The 26959-nt window shown below is 68.8% G+C and carries 28 protein-coding genes and 2 pseudogenes; 11 read left to right on the forward strand and 19 right to left on the reverse strand.

The features are described 5' to 3' along the window. Positions 1-97 precede the first annotated feature (97 nt). Positions 98-388, forward strand: coding sequence for a methyltransferase family protein (locus tag K6T84_RS00395; RefSeq protein ID WP_225401663.1), 291 nt, complete (start codon positions 98-100; stop codon positions 386-388). Between the two features lie 19 nt (positions 389-407). Here the strand turns inward: K6T84_RS00395 and glgC are convergent, their stop codons facing one another. Continuing rightward, positions 408-1622 carry a glucose-1-phosphate adenylyltransferase gene (gene glgC, locus K6T84_RS00400; protein WP_224864950.1) on the reverse strand — a complete coding sequence of 405 codons (1215 nt, stop codon included), beginning with the start codon at positions 1620-1622 and terminating at the stop codon, positions 408-410. Positions 1623-1880: 258 nt separating this feature from the next. On the opposite strand from glgC, the pseudogene K6T84_RS00405 reads away from it, so the two are divergent. Further along, positions 1881-2230 (forward strand): annotated as a pseudogene (locus K6T84_RS00405) (glycosyltransferase); the annotation flags it as partial. A gap of 13 nt (positions 2231-2243) precedes the next feature. Here the strand turns inward: K6T84_RS00405 and K6T84_RS00410 are convergent. From K6T84_RS00410 to log, 7 genes are all read right to left on the reverse strand, one after another. After that, the gene (locus tag K6T84_RS00410) at positions 2244-2411 is read right to left on the reverse strand and encodes a DUF3117 domain-containing protein (RefSeq protein WP_003885506.1); all 168 of its coding nucleotides are present in this window, start codon (positions 2409-2411) and stop codon (positions 2244-2246) included. Positions 2412-2532: 121 nt separating this feature from the next. Beyond that, positions 2533-3108, reverse strand: coding sequence for a DNA-3-methyladenine glycosylase I (locus tag K6T84_RS00415; RefSeq protein ID WP_224864949.1), 576 nt, complete (start codon positions 3106-3108; stop codon positions 2533-2535). Beyond that, on the reverse strand, positions 3105-3416 hold the full coding sequence (locus K6T84_RS00420; RefSeq protein WP_224864948.1) for a DivIVA domain-containing protein: 312 nt from the start codon (positions 3414-3416) through the stop codon (positions 3105-3107). Before K6T84_RS00420 ends, K6T84_RS00415 begins: the two co-directional genes overlap by 4 nt. Positions 3417-3467: 51 nt before the next feature. After that, positions 3468-4403, reverse strand: a complete 936-nt coding sequence (locus K6T84_RS00425; protein ID WP_224864947.1) for a glucosyl-3-phosphoglycerate synthase — start codon at positions 4401-4403, stop codon at positions 3468-3470. Continuing rightward, entirely contained in the window at positions 4400-5275 is an 876-nt protein-coding gene (gene folP, locus K6T84_RS00430) for a dihydropteroate synthase (RefSeq protein ID WP_408066033.1), read from the reverse strand. The genes K6T84_RS00425 and folP overlap by 4 nt, the downstream gene beginning before the upstream one ends. 126 nt (positions 5276-5401) lie before the next feature. Next, the gene (gene fadD6 / locus K6T84_RS00435; protein ID WP_224864946.1) at positions 5402-7189 is read right to left on the reverse strand and encodes a long-chain-acyl-CoA synthetase FadD6; all 1788 of its coding nucleotides are present in this window, start codon (positions 7187-7189) and stop codon (positions 5402-5404) included. 11 nt (positions 7190-7200) lie between these two features. Beyond that, positions 7201-7764, reverse strand: a complete 564-nt coding sequence (log, locus tag K6T84_RS00440; RefSeq protein WP_225401662.1) for a cytokinin riboside 5'-monophosphate phosphoribohydrolase — start codon at positions 7762-7764, stop codon at positions 7201-7203. Positions 7765-7811: 47 nt separating this feature from the next. Here log and K6T84_RS00445 point away from each other — a divergent pair, with 47 nt between their 5' ends. Further along, on the forward strand, positions 7812-9833 hold the full coding sequence (locus K6T84_RS00445; RefSeq protein WP_225401661.1) for an AAA family ATPase: 2022 nt from the start codon (positions 7812-7814) through the stop codon (positions 9831-9833). Here K6T84_RS00445 and dapE read toward each other — a convergent pair. Further along, positions 9830-10903 (reverse strand): succinyl-diaminopimelate desuccinylase, encoded by a 1074-nt coding sequence (gene dapE, locus K6T84_RS00450; protein WP_224864943.1) that lies wholly within the window; start codon positions 10901-10903, stop codon positions 9830-9832. The genes K6T84_RS00445 and dapE overlap by 4 nt on opposite strands. An 18-nt stretch (positions 10904-10921) precedes the next feature. On the opposite strand from dapE, the gene dapD reads away from it, so the two are divergent. Continuing rightward, positions 10922-11875, forward strand: a complete 954-nt coding sequence (dapD, locus tag K6T84_RS00455) for a 2,3,4,5-tetrahydropyridine-2,6-dicarboxylate N-succinyltransferase (RefSeq protein WP_224864942.1) — start codon at positions 10922-10924, stop codon at positions 11873-11875. A gap of 81 nt (positions 11876-11956) precedes the next feature. On the opposite strand, the gene K6T84_RS00460 is transcribed toward dapD, so the two are convergent. Continuing rightward, complete coding sequence (locus K6T84_RS00460) at positions 11957-14857, reverse strand: MMPL/RND family transporter (RefSeq protein ID WP_225401660.1); 2901 nt, start codon at positions 14855-14857, stop codon at positions 11957-11959. Continuing rightward, positions 14854-15279: an MmpS family transport accessory protein gene (locus K6T84_RS00465; protein ID WP_224864940.1), complete on the reverse strand. Its 426-nt coding sequence runs from the start codon at positions 15277-15279 to the stop codon at positions 14854-14856. Before K6T84_RS00465 ends, K6T84_RS00460 begins: the two co-directional genes overlap by 4 nt. 136 nt (positions 15280-15415) lie before the next feature. Here K6T84_RS00465 and K6T84_RS00470 point away from each other — a divergent pair, with 136 nt between their 5' ends. Then, positions 15416-16111 carry a TetR/AcrR family transcriptional regulator gene (locus K6T84_RS00470; RefSeq protein ID WP_225401984.1) on the forward strand — a complete coding sequence of 232 codons (696 nt, stop codon included), beginning with the start codon at positions 15416-15418 and terminating at the stop codon, positions 16109-16111. Here the strand turns inward: K6T84_RS00470 and K6T84_RS00475 are convergent. Further along, positions 16092-16379 (reverse strand): hypothetical protein, encoded by a 288-nt coding sequence (locus K6T84_RS00475; protein ID WP_224864939.1) that lies wholly within the window; start codon positions 16377-16379, stop codon positions 16092-16094. The two genes, K6T84_RS00470 and K6T84_RS00475, sit on opposite strands and share 20 nt — an antisense overlap. Before the next feature lie 44 nt (positions 16380-16423). Next, positions 16424-17830 (reverse strand): acyl-CoA synthetase, encoded by a 1407-nt coding sequence (locus tag K6T84_RS00480; RefSeq protein WP_225401659.1) that lies wholly within the window; start codon positions 17828-17830, stop codon positions 16424-16426. Positions 17831-17966: 136 nt separating this feature from the next. On the opposite strand from K6T84_RS00480, the gene K6T84_RS00485 reads away from it, so the two are divergent. Then, entirely contained in the window at positions 17967-18647 is a 681-nt protein-coding gene (locus tag K6T84_RS00485) for a helix-turn-helix transcriptional regulator (RefSeq protein ID WP_224864937.1), read from the forward strand. A 10-nt stretch (positions 18648-18657) separates the two neighbouring features. Here K6T84_RS00485 and K6T84_RS00490 read toward each other — a convergent pair whose 3' ends face one another. The 3 genes and pseudogenes from K6T84_RS00490 to K6T84_RS00500 form a co-directional block, all read right to left on the reverse strand. Beyond that, on the reverse strand, positions 18658-19113 hold the full coding sequence (locus tag K6T84_RS00490) for a VOC family protein (protein WP_224864936.1): 456 nt from the start codon (positions 19111-19113) through the stop codon (positions 18658-18660). After that, complete coding sequence (gene ctaD, locus K6T84_RS00495) at positions 19094-20803, reverse strand: aa3-type cytochrome oxidase subunit I (RefSeq protein ID WP_225401658.1); 1710 nt, start codon at positions 20801-20803, stop codon at positions 19094-19096. Before ctaD ends, K6T84_RS00490 begins: the two co-directional genes overlap by 20 nt. Before the next feature lie 102 nt (positions 20804-20905). Continuing rightward, a pseudogene (locus K6T84_RS00500) lies at positions 20906-21091 on the reverse strand (hypothetical protein); the annotation flags it as partial. 59 nt (positions 21092-21150) lie between these two features. Between K6T84_RS00500 and K6T84_RS00505 the strand changes: the two are divergent. Then, positions 21151-21282 carry a hypothetical protein gene (locus K6T84_RS00505; RefSeq protein ID WP_255612439.1) on the forward strand — a complete coding sequence of 44 codons (132 nt, stop codon included), beginning with the start codon at positions 21151-21153 and terminating at the stop codon, positions 21280-21282. On the opposite strand, the gene K6T84_RS00510 is transcribed toward K6T84_RS00505, so the two are convergent. Next, complete coding sequence (locus K6T84_RS00510) at positions 21279-22184, reverse strand: pseudouridine-5'-phosphate glycosidase (protein WP_224864934.1); 906 nt, start codon at positions 22182-22184, stop codon at positions 21279-21281. The genes K6T84_RS00505 and K6T84_RS00510 overlap by 4 nt on opposite strands. Before the next feature lie 138 nt (positions 22185-22322). Between K6T84_RS00510 and K6T84_RS00515 the strand changes: the two genes are divergently transcribed. Beyond that, complete coding sequence (locus K6T84_RS00515) at positions 22323-23165, forward strand: GmrSD restriction endonuclease domain-containing protein (RefSeq protein ID WP_408066038.1); 843 nt, start codon at positions 22323-22325, stop codon at positions 23163-23165. A 6-nt stretch (positions 23166-23171) separates the two neighbouring features. Here the strand turns inward: K6T84_RS00515 and K6T84_RS00520 are convergent, their stop codons facing one another. Further along, positions 23172-23822, reverse strand: a complete 651-nt coding sequence (locus K6T84_RS00520; RefSeq protein WP_225401657.1) for a TetR/AcrR family transcriptional regulator — start codon at positions 23820-23822, stop codon at positions 23172-23174. Positions 23823-23912: 90 nt separating this feature from the next. Between K6T84_RS00520 and K6T84_RS00525 the strand changes: the two genes are divergently transcribed. The 3 genes from K6T84_RS00525 to K6T84_RS00535 are packed head-to-tail and all read left to right on the forward strand — an operon-like array spanning position 23913 to position 25856. Next, positions 23913-24767, forward strand: a complete 855-nt coding sequence (locus K6T84_RS00525) for an SDR family oxidoreductase (RefSeq protein ID WP_225401656.1) — start codon at positions 23913-23915, stop codon at positions 24765-24767. After that, positions 24754-24894, forward strand: a complete 141-nt coding sequence (locus tag K6T84_RS00530) for a hypothetical protein (RefSeq protein WP_225401655.1) — start codon at positions 24754-24756, stop codon at positions 24892-24894. Before K6T84_RS00525 ends, K6T84_RS00530 begins: the two co-directional genes overlap by 14 nt. After that, complete coding sequence (locus K6T84_RS00535; protein WP_225401654.1) at positions 24891-25856, forward strand: alpha/beta hydrolase; 966 nt, start codon at positions 24891-24893, stop codon at positions 25854-25856. Before K6T84_RS00530 ends, K6T84_RS00535 begins: the two co-directional genes overlap by 4 nt. On the opposite strand, the gene dapC is transcribed toward K6T84_RS00535, so the two are convergent. Then, positions 25853-26947, reverse strand: coding sequence for a succinyldiaminopimelate transaminase (gene dapC / locus K6T84_RS00540; protein ID WP_225401653.1), 1095 nt, complete (start codon positions 26945-26947; stop codon positions 25853-25855). The genes K6T84_RS00535 and dapC overlap by 4 nt on opposite strands. Positions 26948-26959: the final 12 nt, after the last annotated feature.

Here is a 26959-nt window from a genome sequence, read left to right on the forward strand (position 1 = left end):
TGAAGGCAATCGCTCAGGGCGTGGCTTACGGGCTGACAGCTGCGGCCGTCTATGGCCTGCTGTTGTTCTGGCCGGCAGCCTGGGCATCCTGGCCGTCGTGCAGAACCACTACGCCGCGGCCAACATCACCGTCGAAGACGAGCAGCCGGTGATATCGACCGGGCTGTACGGCCTGGTCCGGCACCCGATGTACCTCTCCCTGCTGGTCACCATGGTGGGGCTTGCACCGGCGCTCGGTTCCTACTGGGGGCTGGCGGGCGCAATCGTCAGCGCGCCCATCCTGGTGGTGCGCATCCTCGACGAGGAGCGCCTGCTGAGCCGGCAGCTGGCCGGATACCTCGACTACACCCAGCAGATCCGCTACCGCCTGGTGCCCGGAATCTGGTGAGCCGGGCCTGCGCTCGCCGCTAGATCCACACGCCTTTGCCGACGGCCACCACACCGCCGGCGCTGATCGCGAACCGCTCCCGATCTTTCGTCAGGTCGACGCCGATCATCTCGCCGGGACCGACCACGACGTTCTTGTCCAGGATCGCGTGGCGCACCACCGCGCCGCGTCCCACCCGGACGCCGGGCATGAGGACGCTGCCCTCGACGATGGCGCCATCGCCGATCAGGACGTTCGACGACAGCACTGAATCCCGCACCGAACCGGCCGAGATGACGCTGCCGGCGCCCACCACCGACTCCTGCGCGGAGCCGCCGTTGACGAACTTCGCCGGTGCCAGGTTCTCGGTCGCGCCGTGGATCGGCCAGCGGGTGTTGTACAGGTTGAACACCGGGTGCGCCGACACCAGATCCATGTGCGCGTCGTAGAAGGCGTCGAGGGTCCCGACGTCGCGCCAATAGCCGTGGTCACGCTCGGTAGCGCCGGGTACCTCGTTGTCGGAGAAGTCATAAACCGCAGCCATCCCGTCGGCCACCAGGCGCGGCATGATGTCGCCGCCCATGTCGTGGTCGGAGTGATCGTCGTCGGCGTCGGCGCGGATCGCGTCGATCAGCACCTTGGTGGTGAAGATGTAATTGCCCATCGACACATAGGTGGTGTCCGGGTCATCGGGGGTTCCCGGCGGATTGGCCGGCTTCTCCATGAACCCCCGGATGCGTCCAGAATCGTCGGCGTCGATGCAGCCGAATGACGACGCCTCCGAGCGCGGCACCCGCACCCCGGCGACCGTCGCGCCGGCTCCGCTGGCGATGTGGAACCGCACCATCTGTTCGGGGTCCATCCGGTACACGTGGTCTGCGCCGAAAACCACTATGTAGTCAGGATCTTCGTCGTAGATCAGGTTCAGTGACTGGTAGATGGCATCGGCCGAGCCGGTGTACCAACGCGGCCCGAGCCGCTGCTGCGCCGGCACCGGGGTGATGTACTCCCCCGCCAACCCGCTCAGCCGCCAGTTCTGCGAGATATGCCGGTCCAGGGAATGCGACTTGTACTGCGTCAGAACACAAATCCGCAAGTAGCGCGCGTTGACCAGATTCGACAGGACGAAGTCGATCAACCGGTAGGCGCCGCCGAACGGGACCGCCGGCTTGGCCCGGTCCGCGGTGAGCGGGTGCAGTCGCTTGCCCTCGCCGCCGGCCAGGACGATGCCCAGCACGTGCGGCATTTCCCTCATGGCCCCAAACCTATCGGCCACGCCCGGGCCCTGCCACGCGACCCGGCGATTCTGACCGTTCTGTCAGACTGGCGCGTCGGCTACCTTGCGGGTTATGCGGGCGGCGATGCCGACTCGGAAATACCCCCCCCCCCCCCGCTGATCTACGACGGCGCCGGCACGACGTCCCCACGTGCTGACCGCGCATTCCCTGGAGCCGCTGCGACCCTGGGCTCGACAACGGCTACCGGGTGTCGTCCTGGGCCGAACGCGATGCCACCACGCGCGCACCTGGTGTTGTGCGCCGGCGCGCCCGACGCCCGCGATATCGCAGACGAGGTGCAGGACGCGGTGATCGAACTGGCGGCGACGCGGCGCGGCGTGTTTTCTGGATTCAGCAGGCCCATCCAGTGCGGCAGATCCGCGAATTATCCTCGGCGGCAACGGTATTCGTGTGCCCGTCGGCGTACGAACCGTTGAGGATCGTCAACCTCGAGGCGATGACCTGTGCCACCCCGGTGGCCTCCGACGTCGGCGGCATTCCTGAGGTGGTCAGCGACGACGTCACGGGGTCACTGGTGCGGGTGGCCGAGCAGACTCTGGCCGTCTATCGACGGGCCGGTGGCTGATGCGGGTGACGCCTCAGCTGGTGACGGCCTTGAGTTCGTCGCCGAGTGCGGCGGCCTCGTCGGGGGTCAACTCCACGACCAGCCGTCCGCCGCCCTCAAGTGGTACCCGCATAACGATGCCGCGCCCCTCTTTGGTTGCTTCCAGTGGACCGTCGCCGGTCCGGGGCTTCATCGCCGCCATCGAGTGCTCCCTCCAGGTGCCGGCCCGCGGACCGTGCCCTTGATCTGCAAATCTCTAGCCATTCTTCCCTATCGGTGGCGCTGAGCGCACAAGACCCGATTCCGTACTGCATTTTAAAGGATCAATCCGTGACCCGCGGGACCCAACAGGCCTGCACATGGTCGTCGACCATTCCAGTGGCCTGCATCAACGCATACGCCGTGGTAGGACCGACAAATCGGAAGCCGCGGCGCTTCAATTCGCGAGCCATCGCGGTTGATTCCGGAGTGACCGCCGGAATTTGCGACAGGTCCATCGGACGGGGCCGCGACGGTGGGGCGAAAGACCACAGCAGCTCGGCCAAATCGGTCGGTTCCAGGGCGAGGGTGGCCCGGGCGTTGGCGATCGTCGCCTCGATCTTGGCCCGGTTGCGCACGATGCCGGCGTCGTCGAGCAGTCGGGCAACGTCGGCATCGGTGAACCGCGCCACGGTCTCGACGTCGAAGTCGGCGAACGCACGCCGGAAGTTGTCCCGCTTACGCAGGATCACCAGCCAGGACAGCCCGCTCTGGAAGGCCTCCAGGCTGATCCGCTCGAACAGAGCCGTCGAGTCTCGCAGCGGACGGCCCCACTCCTGGTCGTGGTAGTCGCGGTAGAGCGCGGAGGCGTTGTCGACCCAGCCGCAACGCACCAGGCCGTCGTCGACCGCGCTGGTCAACCCCGCCTCACCGGGTCGGCCTGAGCGGCTTGGGCGGCGGCCAGTTCCCCGCGGAGCTGGTCGAGCTCGGCACCCAGCCGGTCCAGCACCCAGTCGACCTCGCCGGTGTTATAGCCACGCAGGACCTGCGAGAACTTGACCGCGTCGACATCGGCTCCGGTGACCCCGGAGGCCGGCAGCATGGTCGCGGTGGTGGCCCGCGGCAGTGGAGGCAGCTGTTCGCCACGGCCGAACAGCACGCTGGCCAGCCCGAACAGCAGCAGTGCGGTGAGGGCGAGGACGACGAGGTAGAGCAGCACCAGTGTCACGGCATCGATAGTGCCACCATCAGCGCCCGCCCCGGGGGCAGCCCGTCAGCGTCAGCGCAGCGTGTTCATCGGCGGCCGGTCGACCAGCGACAGCGGCGTGGTGCGCGGCAGGTAGTCCATCCCGTCCGGGCCACCGGCCACGAACTGGGTCAGGCCGACCCCGGAGTCGGGAACGCCGCACCGCGACAGCAGGGTCGCCACGACCTGGCGGCTCATCAGCGCCAACTCGGACAGCGGCCGATTGCGGTGCGCCCGCACACCCAGGTTGACCTGGGCGATCGCCTCAAGGCCCAGCCGGTCGTAAGTATCGATCAGCAGCCCGATCTCCACCCCGTAGCCGGGGGCGAAGGGCACCGACGCCAACAGTTCGCGGCTGCCCGCGTATTCACCGCCCAGCGGCTGCAGCACCGCACCCAGATCGGGGCGCAGTGCGGTCAGCAGGGGCCGGGCGACCAGCTCGGTGACACGGCCGCCGCCGGTGGCGTCCTCGGTGCCGTTGACCTTCAGCGGCCGCCGGTAGAAGCCCTTGACCAGGTGAATGCCGTCGCAGGTGAGCAGCGGGCCGACCAGGTTGGGGACGAACATCGGGTCGGGGTCGATCAGATCGGAGTCGATGAAGACCACGATGTCGCCGGTGGTCGCGGCCAGGGACCGCCACAGGGCCTCACCCTTGCCCGGCTGGGGGGCGACCTCTGGGACGGCCTGCTCACGGCTGACCACCCGGGCGCCGGCGGCGATCGAGCGGATCTCGGTGTCGTCGGTGGAGCCGGAGTCCAGCACGATCAGCTCGTCGACCAGGCCGTCCGCCAGGCCGGTGATGCTGTCGATGACCGTCGCTATGGTCTCGGCCTCGTCGAGGGCGGGCAGCACCACCGAGATGGTGCGGCCGGCCTTGGCGGCCACCAGCTCGGCGACCGTCCAGTCCGGACGGCTCCAGGTGCGCCCGGCCAGCCGGGTGTCACCCAGTCCCGCGACCAGGTCGGTCATGCAAGTCCCCTTATCGTGCTGGTCGGGGCCCGATCGCCCTGGATGGCTGCCACCATCTCCAGAACGCGCCGGGTGGGCCCGACCTCGTGTACCCGAAACATCCGGGCACCGGCGGCCGCCGCCAGCGCGGTGGCCGCCAATGTTCCTTCCAGGCGTTCGGTCAGACCCACTCCAAGAGTCTCCCCGATGAAGTCTTTGTTGGAGAGCGCCATCAGCACCGGCCATCCGGTACCGACCAATTTCTCCGTGTGTCGCAACAACGCTAACCCGTGGAAGGTGTTCTTGCCGAAATCATGGGTGGGATCGATCAGCACGCGATCCCGCGCGACCCCTGCCGCCACCGCCCGTTGCGCGGCCGCGGTGACCTCACCGATCACCGCGTCGACCACGCGATCGACGCTGGTGCCGTAGCTGACCCGGAACGGGCGGGTGCGGGGCTGGGCGCCCCCGGTGTGCGAGCAGACCAGGCCGGCGCCGAACTCCGCGGCCACCACCGGCAGATCGGCATCGACGCCGGCCCAGGTGTCGTTGATCAGGTCGGCTCCGGCCGCACAGGCCCGCTTGGCCACTTCGGAGCGCCAGGTGTCGACGCTGATCAGCTGGTCCGGGTAGGCGCCGCGCAGCCATTCGATGAACGGGACCACCCGGGCGGTCTCGGTGTCGGCGTCTACGGCCTCCCCCGGCCCGGCCTTGACCCCGCCGATGTCGATGACGTCGGCACCGTCGGCCACCGCGGCGTGCACCGCGGACTTGGCCGCCTCGTCGCTGAAGGTTGCGCCCGCGTCGTAGAACGAGTCCGGGGTGCGGTTGACGATCGCCATGATCAGCGCGCGATCAGCCGCCACCGGACGGCCACAGAAGAGGGACTGCACCGTTCCATGGTGCCTGGTCGATACGACGCCGCAGTGGCCAGCCCTGGTGCGCCGAGACCGACGTTCTGCAGAGAAAGTTCGAGTGGTGACCTGCAAACCGTCGGTTTGGGTGCAAAAGCGGAGAAGTCAGCCCCGCGGTCGCTTGCCGGCCGCCACTTCGCCGGGGTAGTCGGCGTAGTAGGGCACGTAGCCTTCGTCGCGGCCCGCCAGCACGTACAGCGGGTCGTCGATGACCGCGCCACCGCCGCCGTAGCCCTGCTCACGCAGCTCCACCTTGCGACTCTTGAACGTGGTGGTGTGCGCCATCGACTCCACCAGCCGCACGAACAGCGGCACCGCATAGGCGGGCAGCCGGTCGCAGACGACGGCGGCCAGTCCCCGCCCGTCGAACGTCGCGCCGTCGTGCAGCTTGACCGCGGCCATCCCGGCCCGGCCGCCGGTGTCGGGCACCTCCACCCCGTAGACGGCGCACTCCTCGACCGAGTCGTCGGCGTCTAGTGCGGCCTCGACCTGGGTGGTGGCGACGTTCTCGCCCTTCCACCGGAAGGTATCTCCAAGCCGGTCGGCGAACGCGGCGTGCCCCATGCCCTGTGGGCGCATCAGGTCGCCGGTGTTGAACCAGCAGTCGCCGTCCTTGAAGGCGTTGCGCACCAACTTCTTCTCGGTGGCCTCCGGGTCGGTGTAGCCGTCGAACGGCGACAGCTTGTTCACCGGGGACAGCAGCAGTCCGGGCTGGCCGGCCGGCACCCGGCGCACCCAGCCGGACTCGTCGCGCAGCGGGCCGCCGGTGTCGGGGTCGTACTCCACGTAGGCCAGCGGCATCGGGTAGACCCCGACGCTGCGCGGCACGTTGAACACGTTGAGGAAGGCGGTGTTGCCCTCGCTGGCGGCGTAGAACTCGCAGATCCGCTTGATGCCGAATCGTTGGGTGAACTCGTCCCAGATCTCGGGCCGCAGACCGTTGCCGCAAGCCACCCGCACCTTGTGGGCCCGGTCGGTGGGTTTGGGCGGCTGGTTGAGCAGGTAGCGACAGACCTCGCCGATGTAGACGAAGGCCGTCGCGTCGTAACGGATCACCTCATCCCAGAACCGCGACGCCGAGAACGAAGTGCCCAGCGCCAGCGTCGCACCGGCGTTGAGCACCGAGGACACCGCCACCGTCAGCGCGTTGTTGTGATAGAGCGGCAGGCAGCAGTACAGGGTGTCGCTGCCGCGCAGCCGCAGCCCGAGCCCGCCGAAGGCCGCCAGTGCCCGCAGCCAGCGGTAGTGGGTCATCACGCTGGCCTTGGGGTAGCCGGTGGTGCCGGAGGTGAAGATGTAGAACGCGGTGTCGCGGGCCAGCACCGCCGACACCGACTCCGGGTTGTCGGCGGGTGCGGTGGCGGCCAGGCGCTCCACTTCGCCGATGGTCACCGGCTCGTTGGGTGCGCCGCTGTCGTGCACCGCGGCCACCAGATCCGACTCCGAGACCAACAGCTTGGCGCCCAGCAGTCCGAGGCTGTGGGCGAGCACATCGCCGCGCTGGTGGTAGTTGAGCATCCCAGCGACCGCGCCGCATTTGGCGACGGCCAGCATCATCAGCACCGCATTCGGCGAGTTGCGCAGCATGATTCCGACGACGTCGCCGTGGCCGACACCGCGGCCGGCCAGCACCGCGGCGTAACGGTTGACCGTCGCGTTGGCCTCGCGGTAGGTCAGCCGTTGGTCGTCGAACCGGATGAAGGTCCGGTCGCCGAACTTCGCGGCGCGTTCCTGGAAGACCTTGCCGATCGAGGCCGTGGATGTCGGGCGGGCCAGCATGCCGGTCCGCACGCCGCTCAGGATCGACGGTGCGTCGGCCAGCAGCGCGGGCAGCCGGGTCGCGATGTCGGACAGCCGCACCCGAGTGACGGCACCGGAGTTGTGATCAGACACGACAGCAGAGCCTAATCGATACCGACGGTACCGGATGCGCAGGCGGCCAGCGCCTCCTCGATCTTGCCGAAGACCTGCAGCCGGTCCATCGCCCGCTGCGCCACGAAGCCGGTGTCCAACAGTCCGGACAGCCAGTTCCACAGCCCGTCGTAGTGCCCGTCCGGGTCCAGCAGCACCACCGGCTTGTCATGCAGGCCCAGGTACCGGCCGGTCCACGTCTCGAACAGCTCTTCCAGCGTGCCGATCCCGCCGGGCAGGGTCAGGAAGGCATCGGCGCGCTCATCCATGACCTGCTTACGTTCACGCATGGTGTCGGTGACGATCAGCTCGTCGGCGTCGACGTCGGCCACTTCGCGATGCAGCAGCGCCTTGGGGATGACCCCGACAGTCCGGCCGCCGTGCTCGCGGGCCGCCGACGCCAGCGCACCCATCGCCGAGACATTGCCGCCGCCCCACACCAGGGTCCAGCCCCGCTCGGCGATCGCGGCGCCGACCTTGGCGGCCAGCTCCAGCAGTTCAGGATCGGTGGGACCGGACGCGCAGTACACACAGACCGCCCAGGGATTCGTCGGCACAGTCGAAAGGCTAACCGGACGAGGGCGCAGACCGTAAAATCTTCGCGGTGCCGATCCGGTGGAACGTCCCCGAGCATTCGGCGGCGCTGCACCGGCTGATCGAAACGCTCGACGCCGGGGCGGACGGGGCCCGGGCCGGAGCGGTGGTGCTCGGTCCCGACGGCTGCGGTAAATCCACGTTGGCCCGGCTGGCCGCCGAAGACCACGCCCGCCGCCATCCGGACACCCTGCTGCGCTGGGTGATCGGCACTCCCGCGGAGGCAACGGTGCCGTTCGGCGCCGTGGGCCACCTGGTCCGGATCGCCGAGATCGGCAAGCCCGCCGCGCTGCTGCGGGCGGCACGAGCCTCGATCACCGGGGGCGAATCCGAGCTGCTGTTGATCGTCGACGACGCGCATCACCTCGACATCCTGTCCGCGACGCTGATCTACCAGCTGGCCTTGGCCGGCGAGGCCCGGATGATCGTCACCGGCCGGGCCGACGCGAATGCCCCGGCACCGGTGGCCGCCCTTTGGGGCGATGATCTGCTGACCCGCATCGATATCGCCACGGAACCCACCGGTGTCGCCCCCGACGTCGACGCCTTCCTGGCCGAACTGCCGCCGGCCGCGCGCGCGGCGCTGGACTACCTGGCCGTCCTAGAACCGCTGTCGCCGTCCGTCCTGAGTGCGCTGGCCGGCGACGACGCGGTGCACCTGGCCGAGGAGCTTGGCGCGGTGGAGACCCGCCACCGGGGCGGTGACGGACCCGACCCGGTGGTCTACACCGCTCACCCGCTGTTCGCCGAACGGGCGCTTGCGGCCCTGGGTCCCGCCGGTGCGCGGCGGCTGCGCACCGAACTGGTCGGGGTAGCCGGGCCAGCCGAGCACATCGGCGAGCAACTGCGGCTGGCGGCACTGGCCACCGAAAGCGATGCGCCGCAGCCGGTGGAGCAGGTGGTGGCCGCCGCCGCGCAGGCCCTGCGGCTGGGGGACGTGAACCTGGGCGAGCGACTGGCACGCAGCGCTCTGGACCGTGACGGTGGGCTGCCCGCTCGGCTGGCGCTGGCCCATGCACTGGGTTGGCAGGGCCGCGGGCGCGACGCCGACGCCGTGCTGTCCGAGGTGGATCCGGCCGGGCTCACCGAGGCGGAGCTGATGGCCTGGGCGCTACCGCGCGCCGCCAACCAGTTCTTCATGCTGGGCGAGCCCGAGCGCGCCACCGCGTTCCTTGCCACCACCCGCGGCCGGGTCGCGAGCCCGGCTCCGCGGATCACCCTGGACGCACTGGGCGCCACCTTCGCGATGAACGCCGGCAACATCGGCCGGGCCTCCGAGGCCGCTGCTGCCGTGCTGGGCGACCCGGCCGCCGACGACATGGCGGTGGCCTGGGCGGGCAGCGCCGCTGCCCTGTGCGCGGCCCGGGCCGGCCGGTTCGACGACGTCGACCCCTTGGCGCGCCGCGCCCTGGACGCCGAGCATCCCGGACTGCTGCGCTTCACCATCGGGCTGGCCGAGATCACCGTGATGCTGATGACCGACCGGCTCACCGAGGCCCGCGAACTCGCTTGGCAGTTCACCGATTTCGCCGAACTCCAGCAACCCGGACGAGCGATCGGCGAGGTGCTGGTGGCACACGTGTTGCTGGCCGCCGACGACTACGGCGGCGCGGCGCAGTTGCTGCGGCCGGCTTCGGCCACCCTGGAGCGCACCGGCTACTCCTGGGGCCCGCTGTCGCTGACGTTGCTGGCCACCGCGCTGGCCCGCCAAGCTGACATCGCCGGCGCGGCAAAGGCGTTGAGCCGGGCCGACTCCCGGCACGGGACCAAGTCCGCGCTATTCGCCCCGGAGTTGGGCATGGCCCGGGCCTGGCAGCTGGCGAGTGTGCGTGACCAGCACGGGGCGATCACCGCCGCACGCAACGCCGCGGCGATGGCCGAGCGCACCGGGCAATCGGCGGTGGCGCTGCAGGCCTGGGACACCGCGGCCCGGCTCGGCGATGCCCGGGCCGTGGACTCGCTGGCGAGGCTGTGCGGCGAGGTGGATTGCGCGTTCGGCCGGTCAGCGTTGGCCCGGGCCCGGGCGGGTTAAGCGGACAGGAAGCCGCGCAACAGCTCGGCGACGGCGGTGATCTGCTCGACCGGCACCCGCTCCTCGACGGTGTGGGCGAGGTTGGGGTCCCCCGGCCCGTAGTTGACCGCGGGAATGCCGCGGGCGGCGAAGCGGGACACGTCGGTCCAGCCGTACTTGGCCCGCACCCGGCCGTCGGCGGCCGCCACCAGTCCGGCCGCCGCCGGCGCGGTGAGTCCCGGCAGCGCGCCGGCGGCGCCGTCGGTCTGCTCGATCGTCACGTCGAGCCCGTCGAACACCTCGCGCACGTGCGTCAGCGCCTCGGCGAGGCTGCGGTCCGGCGCGAACCGGAAGTTCACCGTGACGCTTGCGGCGTCGGGAATGACGTTGCCGGCCACCCCGCCGTCGATCCGGACCGCCGACAGGCCCTCACGGTAGACGCAGCCGTCGATGTCGATGCTGCGCGGCTGGTAGGCAGCGAGCCGGTCGAGCACCGCCCCCAGTTTATGAATGGCGTTGTCCCCCAGCCAGGATCGCGCCGAGTGCGCCCGGGCGCCGGCCGCGGTGACCACGACGCGCAGGGTGCCCTGGCAGCCCGCCTCGATGTAGCCGCCGGTCGGCTCGCCGAGGACGGCGAGGTCGGCCGCCAGCCAGTCCGGCAGGTTGGCCTCGATACGGCCCAGGCCGTTGGCCGCCGCGTCGATCTCCTCGCAGTCGTAGAAGACCAGGGTGAGGTCGTGAGTGGGATCGGTGACGGTGGCGGCCAGATGCAGGAAGACGGCGTCGCCGGATTTCATGTCGACGGTGCCGCAGCCGTGCAACACGTCGCCGTCCCGTCTGCTGGGAACATTGCCGGCCGCCGGCACGGTGTCGAGGTGCCCGGCCAGCAGCACCCGGGTCGGCCGGCCCAATCGGGTGCGGGCCAGCACGGCGTCGCCGTCGCGGACGATCTCGAAGCCCAAAGCGGGAGGCAACTGGGCGCGCAGCGCGGCTTCCACCTCGTCGGCGATCCGCGCTTCGTGCCGCGATTCACTGGGGATGTCCACCAGCGCCGCGGTCAGTTCGATCGGGTCCCCGCGCAGATCCAGCACCCGCTCAGCCTAGTAGCGTTGAGCCCTATGACTGCAGCTTCGGGCATTGGGGTGGCGACACTGGCCGCCGACGGATCGGTTCTCGACACCTGGTTCCCGGCCCCTGAGCTGAGCAGCACCGCCGATTCCGGCACCACCCGGCTTTCCGCCGCCGATGTGCCCGCCGAGCTGGCCGGCCTGCTCGGTCGCGACGAGGACCGCGGCACCGAGGTGGTGGCGGTACGCACGGCGATCGGTTCGCTGGACGACCCGGCCGTCGATGCCTACGACGCCTACCTGCGGCTGCACCTGCTTTCGCACCGGCTGGTGGCTCCGCACGGGCTGAACGCGGGCGGCCTGTTCGGGGTGCTGAGCAATGTGGTGTGGACCAATCACGGGCCGTGCGCGGTCGAGGGCTTCGAGTCCACCCGTGCCCGGTTGCGCCGCCGCGGTCAGGTGACCGTCTACGGCGTGGACAAGTTCCCGCGCATGGTCGACTACGTGCTGCCCTCGGGCGTGCGCATCGCCGACGCCGACCGCGTTCGCCTGGGCGCGCACCTGGCCTCCGGCACCACGGTGATGCACGAGGGCTTCGTGAACTTCAACGCCGGGACGCTGGGCACCTCGATGGTGGAGGGCCGCATCTCAGCGGGCGTGGTGGTGGGCGACGGCTCCGACGTCGGCGGGGGCGCCTCCATCATGGGCACGCTGTCCGGCGGTGGGACCGAGGTGATCTCGATCGGCCAGCGGTGCCTACTCGGGGCCAACTCCGGGCTGGGCATCCCGTTGGGCGACGACTGCGTGGTCGAGGCCGGGCTCTACGTGACGGCCGGCACCAAGGTCGTCATGCCCGACGGCACCTCGGTCAAGGCGCGGGATCTGGCCGGCGGCAACAACCTGTTGTTCCGGCGCAATTCGACGACCGGGGCGGTCGAGGTCGTCGCCCGCGACGGGCAGGGCATCGCCCTCAACGAGGCCCTGCACGCCAACTAACCCCGCGACCGTGCACTAATGTCCGGCCCCACCTGGGGAAATGGCGGACGCTCCTGCACGCTCGCGCCAGAAAATAGCGCGTCAGACCAGGGCCGCCTGCTCCTCCGCGGGGGCGGGCCGACTCGGTTGCGGCCAGGGCTGCGGACGCGGGCGGGGCCGCACGATCTGCGGCCACCAGAACCAGCGCCCGAGCAGGGTGGCGATCGACGGTGTCATCAGGGACCGCACGATCAAGGTGTCGAAGAGCAGGCCCAACCCGATGGTCGTGCCGACCTGCCCGATCACGATCAGCGCGCTGACCGCCATCGAGGCCATGGTGAAGGCGAACACCAGACCCGCGGCGGTGACCACCGCGCCGGTGCCGACCATGGCCCGGATCAGCCCGGTGTGCAGGCCGGCGTGGATCTCCTCCTTGATGCGTGAGACCAGCAGCAGGTTGTAGTCCGCACCGACGGCGAGCAGCACGATGATGGACATCGGCAGCACCATCCAGTGCAGCGGGATGCCGACGATGTGCTGCCAGAGCATCACCGACAGGCCGAACGCGGAGGCAAGGCTGAGCACCACCGTGCCCACGATCACCGTTGCGGCGACCACGGCGCGGGTGAGCACCATCATGATGATGAAGATCAGCACCAGTGCTGCCGCCGCAACGATCAGCAAGTCGTAGTTGGCGCCCTGCTGCATGTCGTAGAACATCGCGGCGCTGCCACCGAGGTAGATCCTGGCGCCCTCGAACGGCGTTCCCTTGATCGCGTCGGCAGCGGCGACCTTGAGCGGCTGGATGCGTGAGATTCCCTCCGGCGTCAACGGGTCACCCTGGTGAATGATGGTGAACCGCACCGCATGTCCGTCAGGTGACATGAACAGCTTGATGCCGCGCTTGAAGTCGGCGGTCTCGAAGGCCTCCGGCGGAAGGTAGAACGAGTCGTCGTTCTTGGCCGTGTCGAAGGCCTCGCTCATCGCGGTGGAGTTCTGCTGCATCGCGATGTTCTGGTCCTGCTGCGCCTTCTGCACCTGGTACTGATTGAGCAGCGTCTGCTTCTGGTTCTTCATCGACTGGATCTGCGCCGGCATCACCGCGACCATCCGCGGCATCAGCTCGGCCATGCGTTGCATGTCGGGCACCAGGTCGTCGAAATCGCCGGACATGACATCGATGCCGTCCATCGTGTCGAAGATCGACCGCAACGCATGGCAGATCGGGATGTCGAAGCAGTGCGGCTCCCAATAGAAGTAGTTGCGGAACACCCGGAAGAAATCGTCGAAATCGGCCATGTGGTCCCGCATTTCGCCGATGTCCACCGCCGTGTTGGCCATCTTGTCGGCCATCCGCTGCGACACCGCGGCCAGATCCTGCTGGATGCTCATCATCTCGGTCATCGAGTCGATGCTGGCCTGCAGGTCGTCGGCCTGCTTGAGCAGGTTCTCCAGGTTGGTCTGCATGTAGTCGTTGTTCATCAGCTGGGCGGTGCCGCTCTGGCCGATGGTGTACGGAATCGTCGAATGCTTGATCGGATCCCCGTCCGGGCGGGTGATGGTCTGCACCTGGGCGATGCCGTGCACGTTCTTCAGCGCTTTGGCGATCCTGTCGATCACCAGGAAGTCCGTCGGGTTGCGCAGGTCGCGGTCGGTTTCGATCATCATCAGGTCCGGGTTCATCTTCGCCTGGGAGAAGTGCCGGAAGGCCGCCGAGTAGCCCACATTTGCCGCGACGTCATCGGGCAGATACGTGCGGTCGTTGTAGCTGGTGTGATAGCCGGGCAGCGCGAGCAGGCCGATCAGCGACGCCGCCACCGCGCCCACCAGGACCGCGCCCGGCCAGCGAACGGTGGTGGTACCGACCCGGTGCCACCCGGTCGACCGGGTGATGCGCTTGGGCTCGAGCACCCGGCCGAAGCGACCGACCAACGAGATGACCGCGGGACCCAGCGTCAGGGCCGCGGCGACCACGAGCACCATGCCGATCGACAGCGGGAAGCCCATCGTCTGGAAGTACGGCAGCCGGGTGAAGTGCAGGCAGAACGTGGCTCCGGCGATGGTCAGACCGGAGGCCAGCACCACATGGGCGGTGCCTCCGAACATGGTGTAGTACGCGGATTCTCGGTCTTCGCCAACCTTGCGAGCCTCCTGATATCGGCCGATCAGGAAGATCGCGTAATCGGTGGACGCGGCGATGGCCAGCGTCACCAACATGTTGGTTGCGAAGGTCGTCAGGCCGAACAGATTGTGGTATCCCAGGAATGCCACCAGTCCCCGGGCTCCGGAGAGCTCGAGCACGACCATCAGCAGCACGATCAGTGTGGTGATGACCGACCGGTACACGCCCAGCAGCATCACCGTGATGACGGCGAACGTGAGCAGTTCGATGGTCTCCATGCTCTTGTCGCCGACGTGGTTCTGGTCGGAACTCGTTGCCGCGGGGCCCGTCACGTAGGCCTTAACGCCGGCCGGCGCGGGGCCTTCGGATGCGATGTGGCGCACCGCGTCCACCGACTCGTTGGCCAGTGTCTCGCCCTGGTCGCCGGCGATGTAGACCTGCACGTAGGCGGCCTTGCCGTCGGCGCTCTGGGCGCCCTTGGCGGTCAGTGTGTCGCCCCAGAAGTCCTGCACGTGCTGCACGTGGGTGGTGTCGGCACGCAGATCGCGCACCATCTGGTCGTAGAACTCGTGCGCCTCGGCGCCCAGGGGCTGCTCGCCCTCCAGCACGATCATCACCGAGCTGGAAGTGTCGTACTCCTGGAACACTTTTCCGACGCGCTTGGTGGCGATCATCGACGGGGCGTCGTTAGGGCTCATCGAGACGGCGCGCAGCTTGCCGACCTCTTCGAGCTGCGGGACAACGGTATTCAGTACGAAGATCAGGCCGATCCACGCCAGCACGATCGGCACCGCGAAGGTCCGGATGAACCGCGGCAGCCATGGGCGGGCCGGCGCCACCGGGACGGCGTGCTTGGGCGCGTCGTACGTCGGCGCGCTCATGCTGCCTTCACGAAGCAGTAGGTCTCGGCGTTGAGGCCGGAGGCGGTGCGCTCCTGCTTGAGTTCGTCATCGACGGTGACCCGGCAGCCGATCTGATCGCCGTCGCCCTGGGCGAGGATGTTGGGCATCACCGAGGGCAGGGTGGTCTGCAGGGTCAACTTCCACGGCAGGGGCGCGCCCGCGACACGTTGCGGCCGGCCCTCGAGGTCCATGTAATTGATGACGGCGGTGCTGCCGGTGCCGAAGATCTCGTAGGTCACGAATTTCGGGTTGAAGTCCTCGGCGTTGTCCGAGGACAGGTCGGTCACCACCACCGGATGCGACCCGAAAACCGTCCGCAGTTGCGAGACCGCGATACCGCCCGCCGCGACCGCGATCACAACCAGGGCAGGCAGCCAAACCCGTCCGATCAGCCTTTTCATGGCCACCTTCCCCGTCGTCTTCGTCGTCGCCGAGCGGCGGCCGGCGTAGGCAATTCCAGGTAGCTAAGCTAACTACATAAGTGGATGAAGTCAATCCGGTTTACCTGTTGTTTGCATTACACTGGGCCGGGTGAGTGTGAGTGAGGACACTGCCCGCCCGTTGCGCAAGGACGCCGAGCGTAATCGCAAGCGGGTGTTGGAGGCCGCCCGCGAGCTGTTCGCCAACAAGGGCCTCGAACCCAACCTCAACGACGTCGCACACCATGCGGGTGTGGGCGTGGGAACCGTCTATCGCCGCTTCGCCAGCAAGGAGGAGTTGCTGGAGGCCATCTTCGAAGACGGCATGAACCAGCTCGCCGACCTGGCGGAATCGGCTCTGCAACAAGAAAATTCATGGCAAGGTTTCGCCACCTACGTCGAGCAGATGTGTGAGATCACCGCCACCGACCGGGGCCTGCGAGAGATCGCCTTCAGCAAGGGATACGGCGGCAATCGCGTGTCGGCCGTACAGGACCGGCTCGTCCCACTGCTGAAGCAGCTCGTCGATCGCGCCTGCGCCGACGGCCACATGCGTCCCGGTATGTCATCCACCGATATGCCGATCTTCGGGCTGCTGTCGGGAACGGTCAGCGAGTTCGCCGGTCACGTCGACGCCCAGCTGTGGCGCCGCTATGTGGCCCTGCTGCTCGACGGCATGCGCAACCGCGGTGACCAGTCCCCCCTGCCGGTGCCCGCCCTCGATGACGACGGCGTCGAGGCCGCGATGCGGCACTGGGAGCCGGCGGGACCCTGCTCGCAGGCGAGGACCAGCGCTACAGCATCGCCTCGCTGATCTTGCTGCTGTCTTTCCCGATGGTCTTGCAGAAGGCGCTGACCGCCACTCGTGTCGCGGAGAGCTCCAGGTTGGACGGCTCATTGCCGTTCTTGTCCTTGAGCATCTTGGAGACCGCGGACCGCTGCTTGTCGTCGCCCTCGCTGTTGAAGTCCTGACAGCTGGTGTCGCCGCCCTTGTTGATGGCCTTCTCCACCGTCGAGCAGCCACCGAGCGCAAGAGCCGCAGCAGCGAAGGCAGCGAGTACGGCGAGGCTGAATCGCGTCATGGACAGGGCCCACCCTTCTGGTTGCGAGTCACGCTGACGCGAGCCTACGTCAGCAATGCCTTCTTGAGGACCTTTCCCATCGCATTGCGCGGCAACGCATCCACGATCCGCACCTCACGCGGCCGCTTGTGCACCGAAAGCTGCTGCGCCACATAATCGATCAGCTCGTCGGGCCGCGTCCTGCCGCCCGCCCGGGCGACAACGAATGCCACGATGCGCTGCCCCAGATCCTCGTCGGGCAGACCGACGACCGCCACCTCGGCCACCCCGGGATGACCCAGCAACGCGGTCTCGATCTCGCCGGCGCCGACCCGGAAGCCGCCGGTCTTGATCAGATCGACCGATTCGCGCCCGACGATGCGGTGCATCCCGTCGGCGTCGATCACCGCGACGTCCCCGGTCCGGTACCAGCCGTCGGCGTCGAAGGCGTCCGCGGTGGCGTCCGGGCGGTTGAGATAGCCGTCGAACAGGGTCGGGCTCTGCACCATCAGGCGACCGATGGCGGCTCCGTCGTGCGGAACCGATTCGCCGTCCTCATCGACCAACCGGGTCCGCACGCCGCGCAGCGGCAGGCCCACCCAGCCGGGCCGTCGCTCACCGTCGGCCCTGGTGCTCACCGTGATCAGTGATTCGGTGCTGCCATACCGCTCGATGGGCGCGTGGCCGGTGAGCCCGACGATCCGGTCGAACACCGGAACCGGCAGCGCCGCACTGCCCGACACCAGCAGCCGTGCCGGCCGCAGCGCCTCGGCGGCGGCGGTGTCGGCCACCACCCGCGACCACACGGTGGGCACCCCGAAGTACATCGAACCCCCGGCCGCGGCGTAGGCCTCCGGGGTGGGTTTGCCGGTGTGCACGAAGCGGTTTCCGACCCGCAGCGACCCCAGCAGTCCCAGCACCAAACCGTGTACGTGATACAGCGGCAGGCCGTGAACCAGCACATCGTCGGCGGTCCACTGCCAGGCCTCGGCCAGCGCGTCCAGGTCGGCGGCCAGCGCCCGCCGGCTCAACAGGACGCCCTTGGGCGGGCCGGTAGTGCCGGAGGTGTAGATGATCAGTGCGGTGCCGTCTTCTGAACCCGCTGGTTCAGTGAGGCGCGACGACCCTTCGCCACCCCGCCGCACCGGCACGTGCGGCAGCCCGGCGAGGTCGTCGGGCCGCTCCCCCAGCCAGGCCTGCGCACCGGAGTCCGTCACGATGTGCTCGCGTTCGGCCGCGCCGACGTCGGCGGGGACCGGCACCACCGGAATCCCGGCCAACAGGCAGCCCGTGACGGCCAGCACTGTGGTCGCAGAAGGGCTGGCCAGCACCGCGACGCGCCGAGCGCCCCCGAGATCGGACGACACTGAAGCCGCCGAGGCGACTAGTTCACCTCTACTAAGTAGAGTGTCCTGAACGCGCACCGCGTCGGCGATATCGTCGGCGGCGGAGACCAGCGAAGACAGCAGCACCCGAGCGACGTTACCGGGTGGGCGTCCTAGGGGGTCGGTCACATCCAACTGAACAACGGCCCCGAGAATTTCGGGGCTGGCGCAAACAGATATCGGCCATTAATTTTGACGAATACCAGGGCCAGGAGGTGCGGCGATGCAAGACCAGCGACGTGGGATGCGCAGCCGGCGACTGCCCCGTAACCAGCAGCGCGAACGCGTGATGCGGCTGGTCGGCGAGGCCGACGGCCCCGTCGACGCCAGCGAGATCGCCGACCAGATGGGCCTGCACATCACCACCGTGCGGTTCCATCTCGACGCGCTGTGCGAAGACGGCTCGGTCGCGCGGACCCGGATCAAGCGCGACGGCGTCGGGCGCCCCCGCACCGGATACGTCGCCGTGCGCGACCGTCTGGACTACCGCAGCCTCGCGGAGGTCCTCGCGATGGAGCTCGGCGACACCGTCGCCGAACGCCGGGAACGCGCCGAGCGGGCCGGCCGCCGCTGGGCCGAGCGGATCCTGTCCAACGACGATGATCCAGACGAGCCGGGCGCGCACGGTGGTACTGAGGACGCCGCCGACCAGATCGCCGGGATCTTCGAGCGGATGGGCTTCGGCCCCGAACTGATCGAGAACACCGACGGCGACGGCCCGACCCAATGCACCATCCGGCTGTACGCATGCCCGGTTCGCGACCTGGCACGCACCCACCCGGAGGTCAGTTGCGGCATGCACCTGGGCCTGTTGCGCGGACTGCTGAACGGCAGCGGGGCCGACGCCACGCTGGAGCCGTTTGCCGAGCCGGAGATGTGCATCGCCAGGTTCGCCGGCAACTGACCGGCGCCGATCAGCCGCGCAGCGCAGGGGCGACGATCTGCCTCGGCAGGTGATCTGGACTGGGATAGGCGACGACGACCCGAGTCCGATCCGGATCGCAGCCCTCCACGAACGTCACACCGCTGTCGACGTGGATGAATACCGCGGGGTCGTGCTCGCGCAGGCGTTGCTCGATCGCCTCCAGTTCTTCTCGACTGTCGGTGGCCCACATCAGGAATTCGACCCCGATGGTCCCGCGATCATGTCTCCGGGACGGATCGATGGAGTTCAGGTAGAGCTGAAACCCACTCGGCGACAGCAGTAGGGCCACGTCGCTTTCCCGAAGCGTGACACGGAACCCGAAAACATCGCAGTAATACCGGAGCGAGCGGCCCAGGTTCGACACTCGGATCACTGCCGATGCCACCTTCACCCCGCCTCTGCCCTTGGGCTGCGGGAGTGGCTGGTCACTGCGTGGGGATGCCATCACGATGCCTCACGTGTATCTCGGCGCGCAGTCGCGGCACCATATGCGGGTAGTGCAGCTCGAAAGCCGGCCGCTCCGAACGGATCCGGGGCAATTCGGTGAAGTTGTGCCGCGGCGGCGGGCAGCTGGTGGCCCACTCCAGCGAGTTGCCGTAACCCCACGGGTCGTCGACCGTGACGACCTCGCCGTAGCGCCAGCTGCGGAATACGTTCCACACGAACGGCACCACCGAGGTGGCGAGGATGAATGCCCCTACCGTGGAGACGATGTTGGAGCTCTGGAAGCCGTCGCTCGGCAGGTAGTCGGCGTAGCGGCGCGGCATGCCCGTATTGCCCAGCCAGTGCTGCACCAGGAACGTGGTGTGAAACCCGATGAACGTCAGCCAGAAGTGCAGCTTGCCCAGCCGCTCGTTGAGCAGCCGCCCGGTCATCTTCGGGAACCAGAAGTAGATTCCGGCATAGGTGGCGAAGACGATCGTCCCGAACAGCACGTAGTGGAAGTGCGCCACCAGGAAATAGCTGTCGGTGACATGGAAGTCCAGAGGTGGGCTGGCCAGCATCACCCCGGTCAGACCACCCGCCAGGAACGTCACGGCGAAACCCACCGAGAACAGCATCGGCGTCTCAAATGTCAACTGGCCCTTCCACATCGTCCCGATCCAGTTGAAGAACTTGATGCCGGTCGGGATAGCGATCATGTAGCTCAGGATCGAGAAGAACGGCAGCAGTACAGCGCCGGTGGCGAACATGTGGTGCGCCCACACCGCCGTCGACAGGCCGGCAATGCTCATCGTCGCGTAGACCATCTGCGTGTAACCGAACGTGGGCTTGCGGGAGAACACCGGGAAGATCTCGGTGACGATGCCGAAGAACGGCAACGCGACGATATACACCTCGGGGTGCCCGAAATACCAGAACAGGTGCTGCCACAACAACACTCCGCCGTTCGAGGCGTCGTAGATGTGTGCGCCCAGGTGCCGGTCGACTGCCAGACCGAGCAGCGCCGCGGTCAGCAGCGGGAAGACGATCAGCACCATGATCGAGGTGATCAGGGTGTTCCAGGTGAAGATCGGCATCCGGAACATCGTCATCCCGGGGGCGCGCATGCAGACCACGGTGGTGATCATGTTGACCGCGCCCAGGATGGTGCCCAGGCCCGAGACCACCAGGCCCATGATCCACAGGTCACCGCCCGCACCGGCCGAATGGGCCGCGGTGCTCAGCGGCGTGTAGGCGGTCCAGCCGAAGTCCGCGGCGCCGCCCGGCGTCAGGAAACCGGCCAGGACGATCAGCCCGCCGAACAGATACAGCCAGTAGCTGAATGCGTTGAGTCGCGGGAACGCCACGTCGGGAGCACCGATCTGCAGCGGCAACACCAGGTTGGCGAAGCCGAAGACGATAGGCGTGGCGTAGAGCAGCAGCATGATGGTGCCGTGCATGGTGAACAGCTGGTTGTACTGCTCGGTGGACAGGAACTGCATGCCCGGCGCGGCCAGTTCGGTGCGCATCAGCAGCGCCATCAGGCCGCCGACCAAGAAGAACCCGAACGTCGTCACCATGTACAAGATGCCGATCAGTTTGTGATCGGTGGTGGTGATGAGCCGGTAGGCCAACGCCCCTCGCGGGCCGACTCTGGCCGGGTACGGCCGCGTCGGCAGTAGGTCATTGAGCGGAGGGGCCGCGATGCTCACGCGACGCCCCGGCCCGACGCAACGCCCATAGACCGCCTCCCGCCGTGGTCGTAGCCTGCCGGCGGGATGTGTCGGTCAGACCAGCGGTTATAAAGGTTCATGCTACGCGAAAATCCGTGCGGCGGGTAAGCGTTCACGCAAAGCCCGTCCGGGTGCGTCCATGTGTGGATAGGCGTGTTCGGTGGCCGGATCGAAGGTTTCCTTGATCAATCGGGCCGACGTCCAGCGCAACAGGTTCAGTATCGACCCGGCCTTGTCGTTGGTCCCCGAGCCGCGCGACCCGCCGAACATCGCGTCCATACCACCAGCATCCGCTGCGACGGCGCCCTACGCTCGGCCGATCCGGGGTGCCAATTGTCGCCGAACACTGCGACGCTCAACTCGGCACCGACACGAATGGCGACGTCATGACTGTCGTTGTCGTCGATGCGGGACCCGAGGCGACGCTGACCAAGCTGCGCGACCGTTACGCCCACTAAGTCGTGAAACGGTAGGCGACGGCGGTCTCCGCCGCCAGCCGGGCATTGGCCAGCACCAGTGCGACATTGGCGTTCACCGACGCACCGCGGGTGCCGTGGTGGAAGTGGTCGAGCAGGAACGGGGTGACGTCCTTGCCGCGCACCCCGGCCGCCTCGGCGGCGGCCAGCCCATCGGCCAGGACCCGATCGTGCAGCGCGCGATCCAGTTCGGCGCCGGCGGGGATCGGGTTGGCCAGCACCAGCCCGTAACCGCCGGCGCCGAGCCGGTCACGGGCCCGTAGCACCGCCGCGACCTGCCCCGGGGTGTCGACCCGCCAATCGACCGGGTGACCGGAATCGGCGAGGTAGAACGCCGGGAAGCGGTCGGTGCGGTAACCGATCACCCCCACCGACAGCGTCTCCAACCGCTCCAGCGTCGCACCGATGTCCAGAATCGATTTGACGCCCGAGCACACCACCAGCACCGGCGTGCGCGACAGCGTGGTCAGGTCGGCGGACTCGTCGTAGCTGTCCCGGGCGCCGCGGTGCACCCCGCCCAGCCCGCCGGTGGCGAACACCGTGATGCCGGCCGCGGCCGCCAGGTGCGCGGTCGCGGCGACGGTGGTCGCACCGTCGCCGCCCACCCCGGCCAGCATCGCGAGGTCGCGGACACTGACCTTGATCGCCGTGCCACCGGCGGCGATGCGGTGCAGCGCATTGTCGTCGAGTCCGATGTGCGGCCGGCCGTCGAGGATCGCGATGGTGGCCGGAACCGCTCCGCCGGCGCGCACCGCGTCCTCGATCTGGCGGGCGATGCGCAGATTGTCAGGGTGCGGCAGGCCGTGGCTGATGATCGTGCTCTCCAGCGCCACCACGGCCCGGCCGGCGGCCAGCGCATCGGCGACTTCGGGGTGGACCCGCATCGGCCCAGCCTACGTAGGTGGTGTCGACCGTTTGCTGGATTACGGTGTCGGAGCCCGCTGGTAACGTCCGCGCCAGCCCAGCAGAGAGGTAGTTCCGTGGTCTACCGGCGACGCCGCTTCCGGGGTTACGCCCTGCTGATGGCGGCCCTGCTGATGTTCACACCGGCCGTGGCCGCCGCCGAACCGCCGCCGGCCGATCCCGTCACCGCCGCTGCGCTGGCCAAGCTCGAGACCTTGGCGATCAAGGGCCGCGCACCCAAAACCGGTTATGAGCGTGCGGTGTTCGGCCCGGCGTGGAGTGACGACGTCACCGTGCCCGACGGCCACAACGGCTGCGACACCCGCAACGACATCCTGCGCCGCGACCTGGTCGACATCGAACTCAAGCCGGGCACAAACGATTGCGTCGTGCTCTCGGGAGTCTTGAACGATCCCTACACCCGTACCGCGATCCCCTTCCAGCGCGGCCGGGGCACCTCCCGGGCGGTGCAGATCGACCACATCGTGGCGCTGTCGGACGCCTGGCAGAAGGGCGCCCAGGGCTGGGATGAGCTCACCCGGCGCAACTTCGCCAACGACCCGGCCAACCTGCAGGCCACCGACGGGCCGATCAACGAGGAGAAGGGCGACGGGGATGCGGCAACGTGGTTGCCGCCCAACAAGTCCTACCGCTACACCTACGTCTCGCGGATCGTCGACGTCAAGGCCGCCTACGGGCTGTGGATCACTCAGGCCGAGCACGATGCGATCGCACGGATTCTCAGCGCCGGCTCCGGCGCGCCGGACGTGCCGCCACCGCCGGAGTCCGAGCCTGCCCCGGCGGAACCGGTGCCGTTTGCCGCCCCGATGCCACCGCCCGGCGAGATCGACTTCTCGAATTGCGCGGCCGCCCGGGCGGCCGGCGCCACCCCGATCCTGGCCGGCCAGCCGGGCTACCGCGGCGGCCTGGACCGCGACGGCGACGGCGTCGCCTGCGAGTAGCCCCGATCAGCCGGGTGGCCGTTCCAGCCGTTCCCGCGCCGCGGCGAACAGAGTGGCGCAGACCTCGGCGACCTCGGCCGGCGGCTGCCCCCCGCCGGTCATCAGCCAGTCGACCAGCAGGTGGTTGACCGCGCCGACCAGTGCTACCGCGGTCAACCGTTCGCGCGGGGTCAGCGGTTCGCCGCGGGATGCCGCCCAGACCGTGGCGATGATGTCGGCAAACTCGGCCAAGACGCCGTGTCGCCGCTGTTCCATCGCCGGCGACACCCCGACCACCTCGACCAACACCGTCTGCGCACGTCTCGGGTCATCGGTGAGGTAGCCGATGAAGGCATGGAGCCCGGCCGACGCGCTCGCATCGACATCCGAACCGGCAGATCCGACAGCCTCCAGCGTCGCCGCCCGCATCTGGTGAACGAGCTGGGCGTACACCTCGGCAAGACAGCCCTCGCGGTCAGTGAACGACTCATAGAAATACCGCTCGGTCAGACCGGCCGTCTCGCAGACCTTCTTCACCGAGCTGGCCGCGTAGCCCAGGGTGCCGAACACCTCCAGACCGGCCGCAACGATCGTGGCCCGGCGCCGGCTCCTGCGCTGCTCTAGCCCCAGCCCTTGATAGCTGCGGCCGACAAGAGGTGGCACTGACTGCTTCGCCATCACCTGCCCCTTGTTCGCCAGCCCGCCACACAGTACTCTATCCATTCTGACACGCCGTCATGTCAGTTAATCAAAAGGGGTCGAAGGCAATTGCGTGCACACGTTGCGGGTCGGGTCGTCGCAATAACCGGCGGGGCCCGCGGGATCGGTCGCGAGATCGCCCGCCAGCTCGCCGCGGCCGGCGCGCGGGTGGCCATCGGCGATTGTGACAGTGATGCCGTGGCGGCCACCGCCACCGAGTTGGGACCAGCCGTGTACGGCCTCCCGCTCGACGTGACCGACACCGTGTCCTTCCGCGACTTCCTGGCCGCGATCGAGGCCCAGTGCGGACCCGTCGACGTGCTGGTGAACAACGCCGGGGTGATGTGGGCGGGTCCGTTCGACACCGAACCGGAGTCGGCCACCCGGCGCATGCTCGAGGTCAACCTGCACGGGGTGATCCGCGGTGTGCAACTGGCCGCCCCGGCCATGGCCGCGCGCGGGCACGGTCACATCGTGACGATCGCCTCGGCCGCCGCGCGACTGTCCCCACCCGGCGAGTCGACGTATGCGGCCACCAAATACGGCGTACGCGGCTACCTGACCGGGGTGCGCGAAGAACTGCGCGGCAGCGGCGTGCGGCTGTCGATGATCATGCCGGCAGTTGTCGACACCGAGTTGGCGGCCGGCACCGCCACCGGCGCGGCCAAACTCCTGCAGCCCACAGACGTCGCCAGTGCCGCACTGCGGGTGATCACCCGGCCCCGGTTCGAAGTCACCGTCCCCGGCTACGTCGGCCCGCTGAGCCGCGTCGTCGACGTGGTCCCACAACGGGCACGCGATGTCGTCCTGCGTCGCCTGGTCCCCAATCAGGTTGCGGCAACGCAGGGGTCATCCGCCCGCTCGCGCTACCAGTCCCAGCTCCTCACCCCCACCGATACGGAGAACACCGATGACCACGATTGACCCCACCGTGCTGCGGCCCATCCCGGAATTCGAAGGGGTCCATCAGATCTGGCCCCGCGGGGATCGCCTGGCCCACGGCGGGCTGAACTACGGCACCATCGTGCCGGTCAACCGGGTGGGCGCGTGACCCGCACACCGATCGTCGAGCATCGGGAGCCGAGCCTGACCTCGACGGCGCTGTATTGGCTCGCAAGGATTTTCCTCAAACCGGTCTACCGGATCTGGCCACTGGGCGACCGCGGGATACGTGCTCTGCGCATGATCGACGCGACATTCGCGCGCCTGCCGAAACCGCGGCGGGTACGGCATGACGACGGCGCGCTCGGGGAGGTCGCGGTGCAGACCTGCATCCCGTTGCGGCCCGCCGACGACGCGTTGGCCGGTACCCATGTCCTGTTCCTGCACGGCGGCGCGTTCATCTTCTGCGGTACCGCAACGCATCTGCGGCTCTGCAGCGCCCTAGCCGAAACACTCGGCGTCCCCGTGCATTCGGCCCGCTATCGCCAGCTTCCCGAAGCCGGAGTGGGCACCTCGGTGCATGATGCCTACGCGGCCTACCGGGCGTTGACCCGGATGGCGGGCAAGGTCGTCGTCGCCGGGGATTCCGCCGGCGGCTTCCTGGCCGCCAAGATCTGCGAACTCGCCGATCGCGACGGGCTGCAGCGCCCCGCCGCATTCGTCGGTTACTCCCCGCAACTGAGCCTGGACGCCGACCAGCACGACCCCGCATTGCTCAAACATGATGCGTACCAACCCTTGAGCGCGGTGCGCCGGGCCAAGGCGCAGTGGCTGCGCGGCGACATCGAACTGCCCGGGTTGCGCACACCCATGAACGCACCCGTCGGCGCGTTCCCGCCGGTATTGCTCACCGTCGGCGAACGCGAACTGCTCGAACCCGACATCCTGGCATTCACCCGGCGACTGCACGACGCCGGCACCCCGGTGCAGACCCACCGCTGGCGACGCGGCGTCCACGCCTTCCCGGTGCTGGCCGGGCTGCTCCCGGAGGGACGCGAAGCGGTGGCACTGACCGGCCGATTCCTGCGCGCCATGCTCGATTCGAGCGCCGCCGAGGCCGAGTCCGCCTAGGCCAGTCGGGCGGCGGCCGCGGCGATCCGCTCGTCGGTGGCGGTCAACGCCACCCGGACGTGCTGCGCACCGGCCGGACCGTAGAACTCCCCCGGCGCCACCAGGATTCCGCGCTCGGCCAGCCAGTCGACGGTGCGCCGGCACGGCTCGCCGCGGGTGACCCACAGATACAGCCCGCCCTGCGAGTGCTCCACGGTGAACCCGGCCGCCCGCATCGCCGACAGCAGTGTGGTGCGGCGGCGGCCGTAGCGGTCGCGCTGTTCGCGCTCGTGGGCGTCGTCGTTCAGCGCGGCGACCATGGCGGCCTGGATCGGGGTGGGCACCATCATCCCGGCGTGTTTGCGCACCGCGAGCAGCTCGGCCACCAGGGCGGTGTCCCCGGCGACGAAGCCGGCCCGGTAGCCGGCCAGCGATGAGGTCTTCGACAGGGAGTGCACCGCCAGCAGGCCGCGGTGATCGCCGTCGCACACCGCCGGGTGCAGCACCGAGCGCGGCTCGGCGTCCCAGCCCAGGCCCAGATAGCACTCGTCGGAGACCAGCAGCACGTCGTTGGCGCGCGCCCAGTCGACGATCGCGCGCAGCTCCTCGACACTCGCGATCGCCCCGGTTGGGTTGCTCGGCGAATTGAGATACACCAACGCCGGCGGCGCGCCGTCCTGCGGGCTGTCGCTGCGCACCCACGGCGCTCCAGCAAGCCGGGCACCTACTTCGTAGGTGGGGTAGGCCAGTTCGGGGACGACGACGACGTCGTCGCCGCCGAGGCCGAGCAGGCTCGGCAACCAGGCGATGAGTTCCTTGGTCCCGATCACCGGCAGGATCGCCGACTCGGTCAACCCGGTGACGCGATAGCGGCGGGCCAGCGCGGCAACGGTCGCCTCGCGCAGCGCCCGGGTGCCCGCGGTGGTGGGGTAGCCCGGTGCCGACGACGCTGCCGCCAGCGCCTCGCGGATGATCGGGGCGACCGGGTCGACCGGGGTACCGACGGACAGGTCGACGATGCCGTCGGGGTGTGCCTTGGCCCGCGCGGTCGCCTCGGCCAGGGTGTCCCACGGGAACGTCGGCAGTGCGGCAGATCTGCGGACCGGACTCACGCGGCTGATAGT

The organism is Mycobacterium zoologicum, assembly GCF_020181635.2.
GTDB lineage: Bacteria > Actinomycetota > Actinomycetes > Mycobacteriales > Mycobacteriaceae > Mycobacterium > Mycobacterium zoologicum.

Bases quoted from the DNA above. Each gene is read 5' to 3' on its own strand.
- K6T84_RS00475 (WP_224864939.1), bottom strand. From the start codon at position 16,379: ATGACGCGATTCAGCCTCGCCGTACTCGCTGCCTTCGCTGCTGCGGCT.
- K6T84_RS00460 (WP_225401660.1), bottom strand. From the start codon at position 14,857: ATGAGCGCGCCGACGTACGACGCGCCCAAGCACGCCGTCCCGGTGGCG.
- K6T84_RS00490 (WP_224864936.1), bottom strand. From the start codon at position 19,113: ATGGCATCCCCACGCAGTGACCAGCCACTCCCGCAGCCCAAGGGCAGA.
- K6T84_RS00520 (WP_225401657.1), bottom strand. From the start codon at position 23,822: ATGGCGAAGCAGTCAGTGCCACCTCTTGTCGGCCGCAGCTATCAAGGG.
- K6T84_RS00425 (WP_224864947.1), bottom strand. From the start codon at position 4,403: ATGACCGACCTGGTCGCGGGACTGGGTGACACCCGGCTGGCCGGGCGC.
- K6T84_RS00530 (WP_225401655.1), top strand. From the start codon at position 24,754: ATGACCACGATTGACCCCACCGTGCTGCGGCCCATCCCGGAATTCGAA.
- K6T84_RS00510 (WP_224864934.1), bottom strand. From the start codon at position 22,184: ATGCGGGTCCACCCCGAAGTCGCCGATGCGCTGGCCGCCGGCCGGGCC.
- glgC (WP_224864950.1), bottom strand. From the start codon at position 1,622: ATGAGGGAAATGCCGCACGTGCTGGGCATCGTCCTGGCCGGCGGCGAG.
- K6T84_RS00465 (WP_224864940.1), bottom strand. From the start codon at position 15,279: ATGAAAAGGCTGATCGGACGGGTTTGGCTGCCTGCCCTGGTTGTGATC.
- K6T84_RS00485 (WP_224864937.1), top strand. From the start codon at position 17,967: ATGCAAGACCAGCGACGTGGGATGCGCAGCCGGCGACTGCCCCGTAAC.
- K6T84_RS00515 (WP_408066038.1), top strand. From the start codon at position 22,323: ATGGCGGCCCTGCTGATGTTCACACCGGCCGTGGCCGCCGCCGAACCG.
- K6T84_RS00410 (WP_003885506.1), bottom strand. From the start codon at position 2,411: ATGGCGGCGATGAAGCCCCGGACCGGCGACGGTCCACTGGAAGCAACC.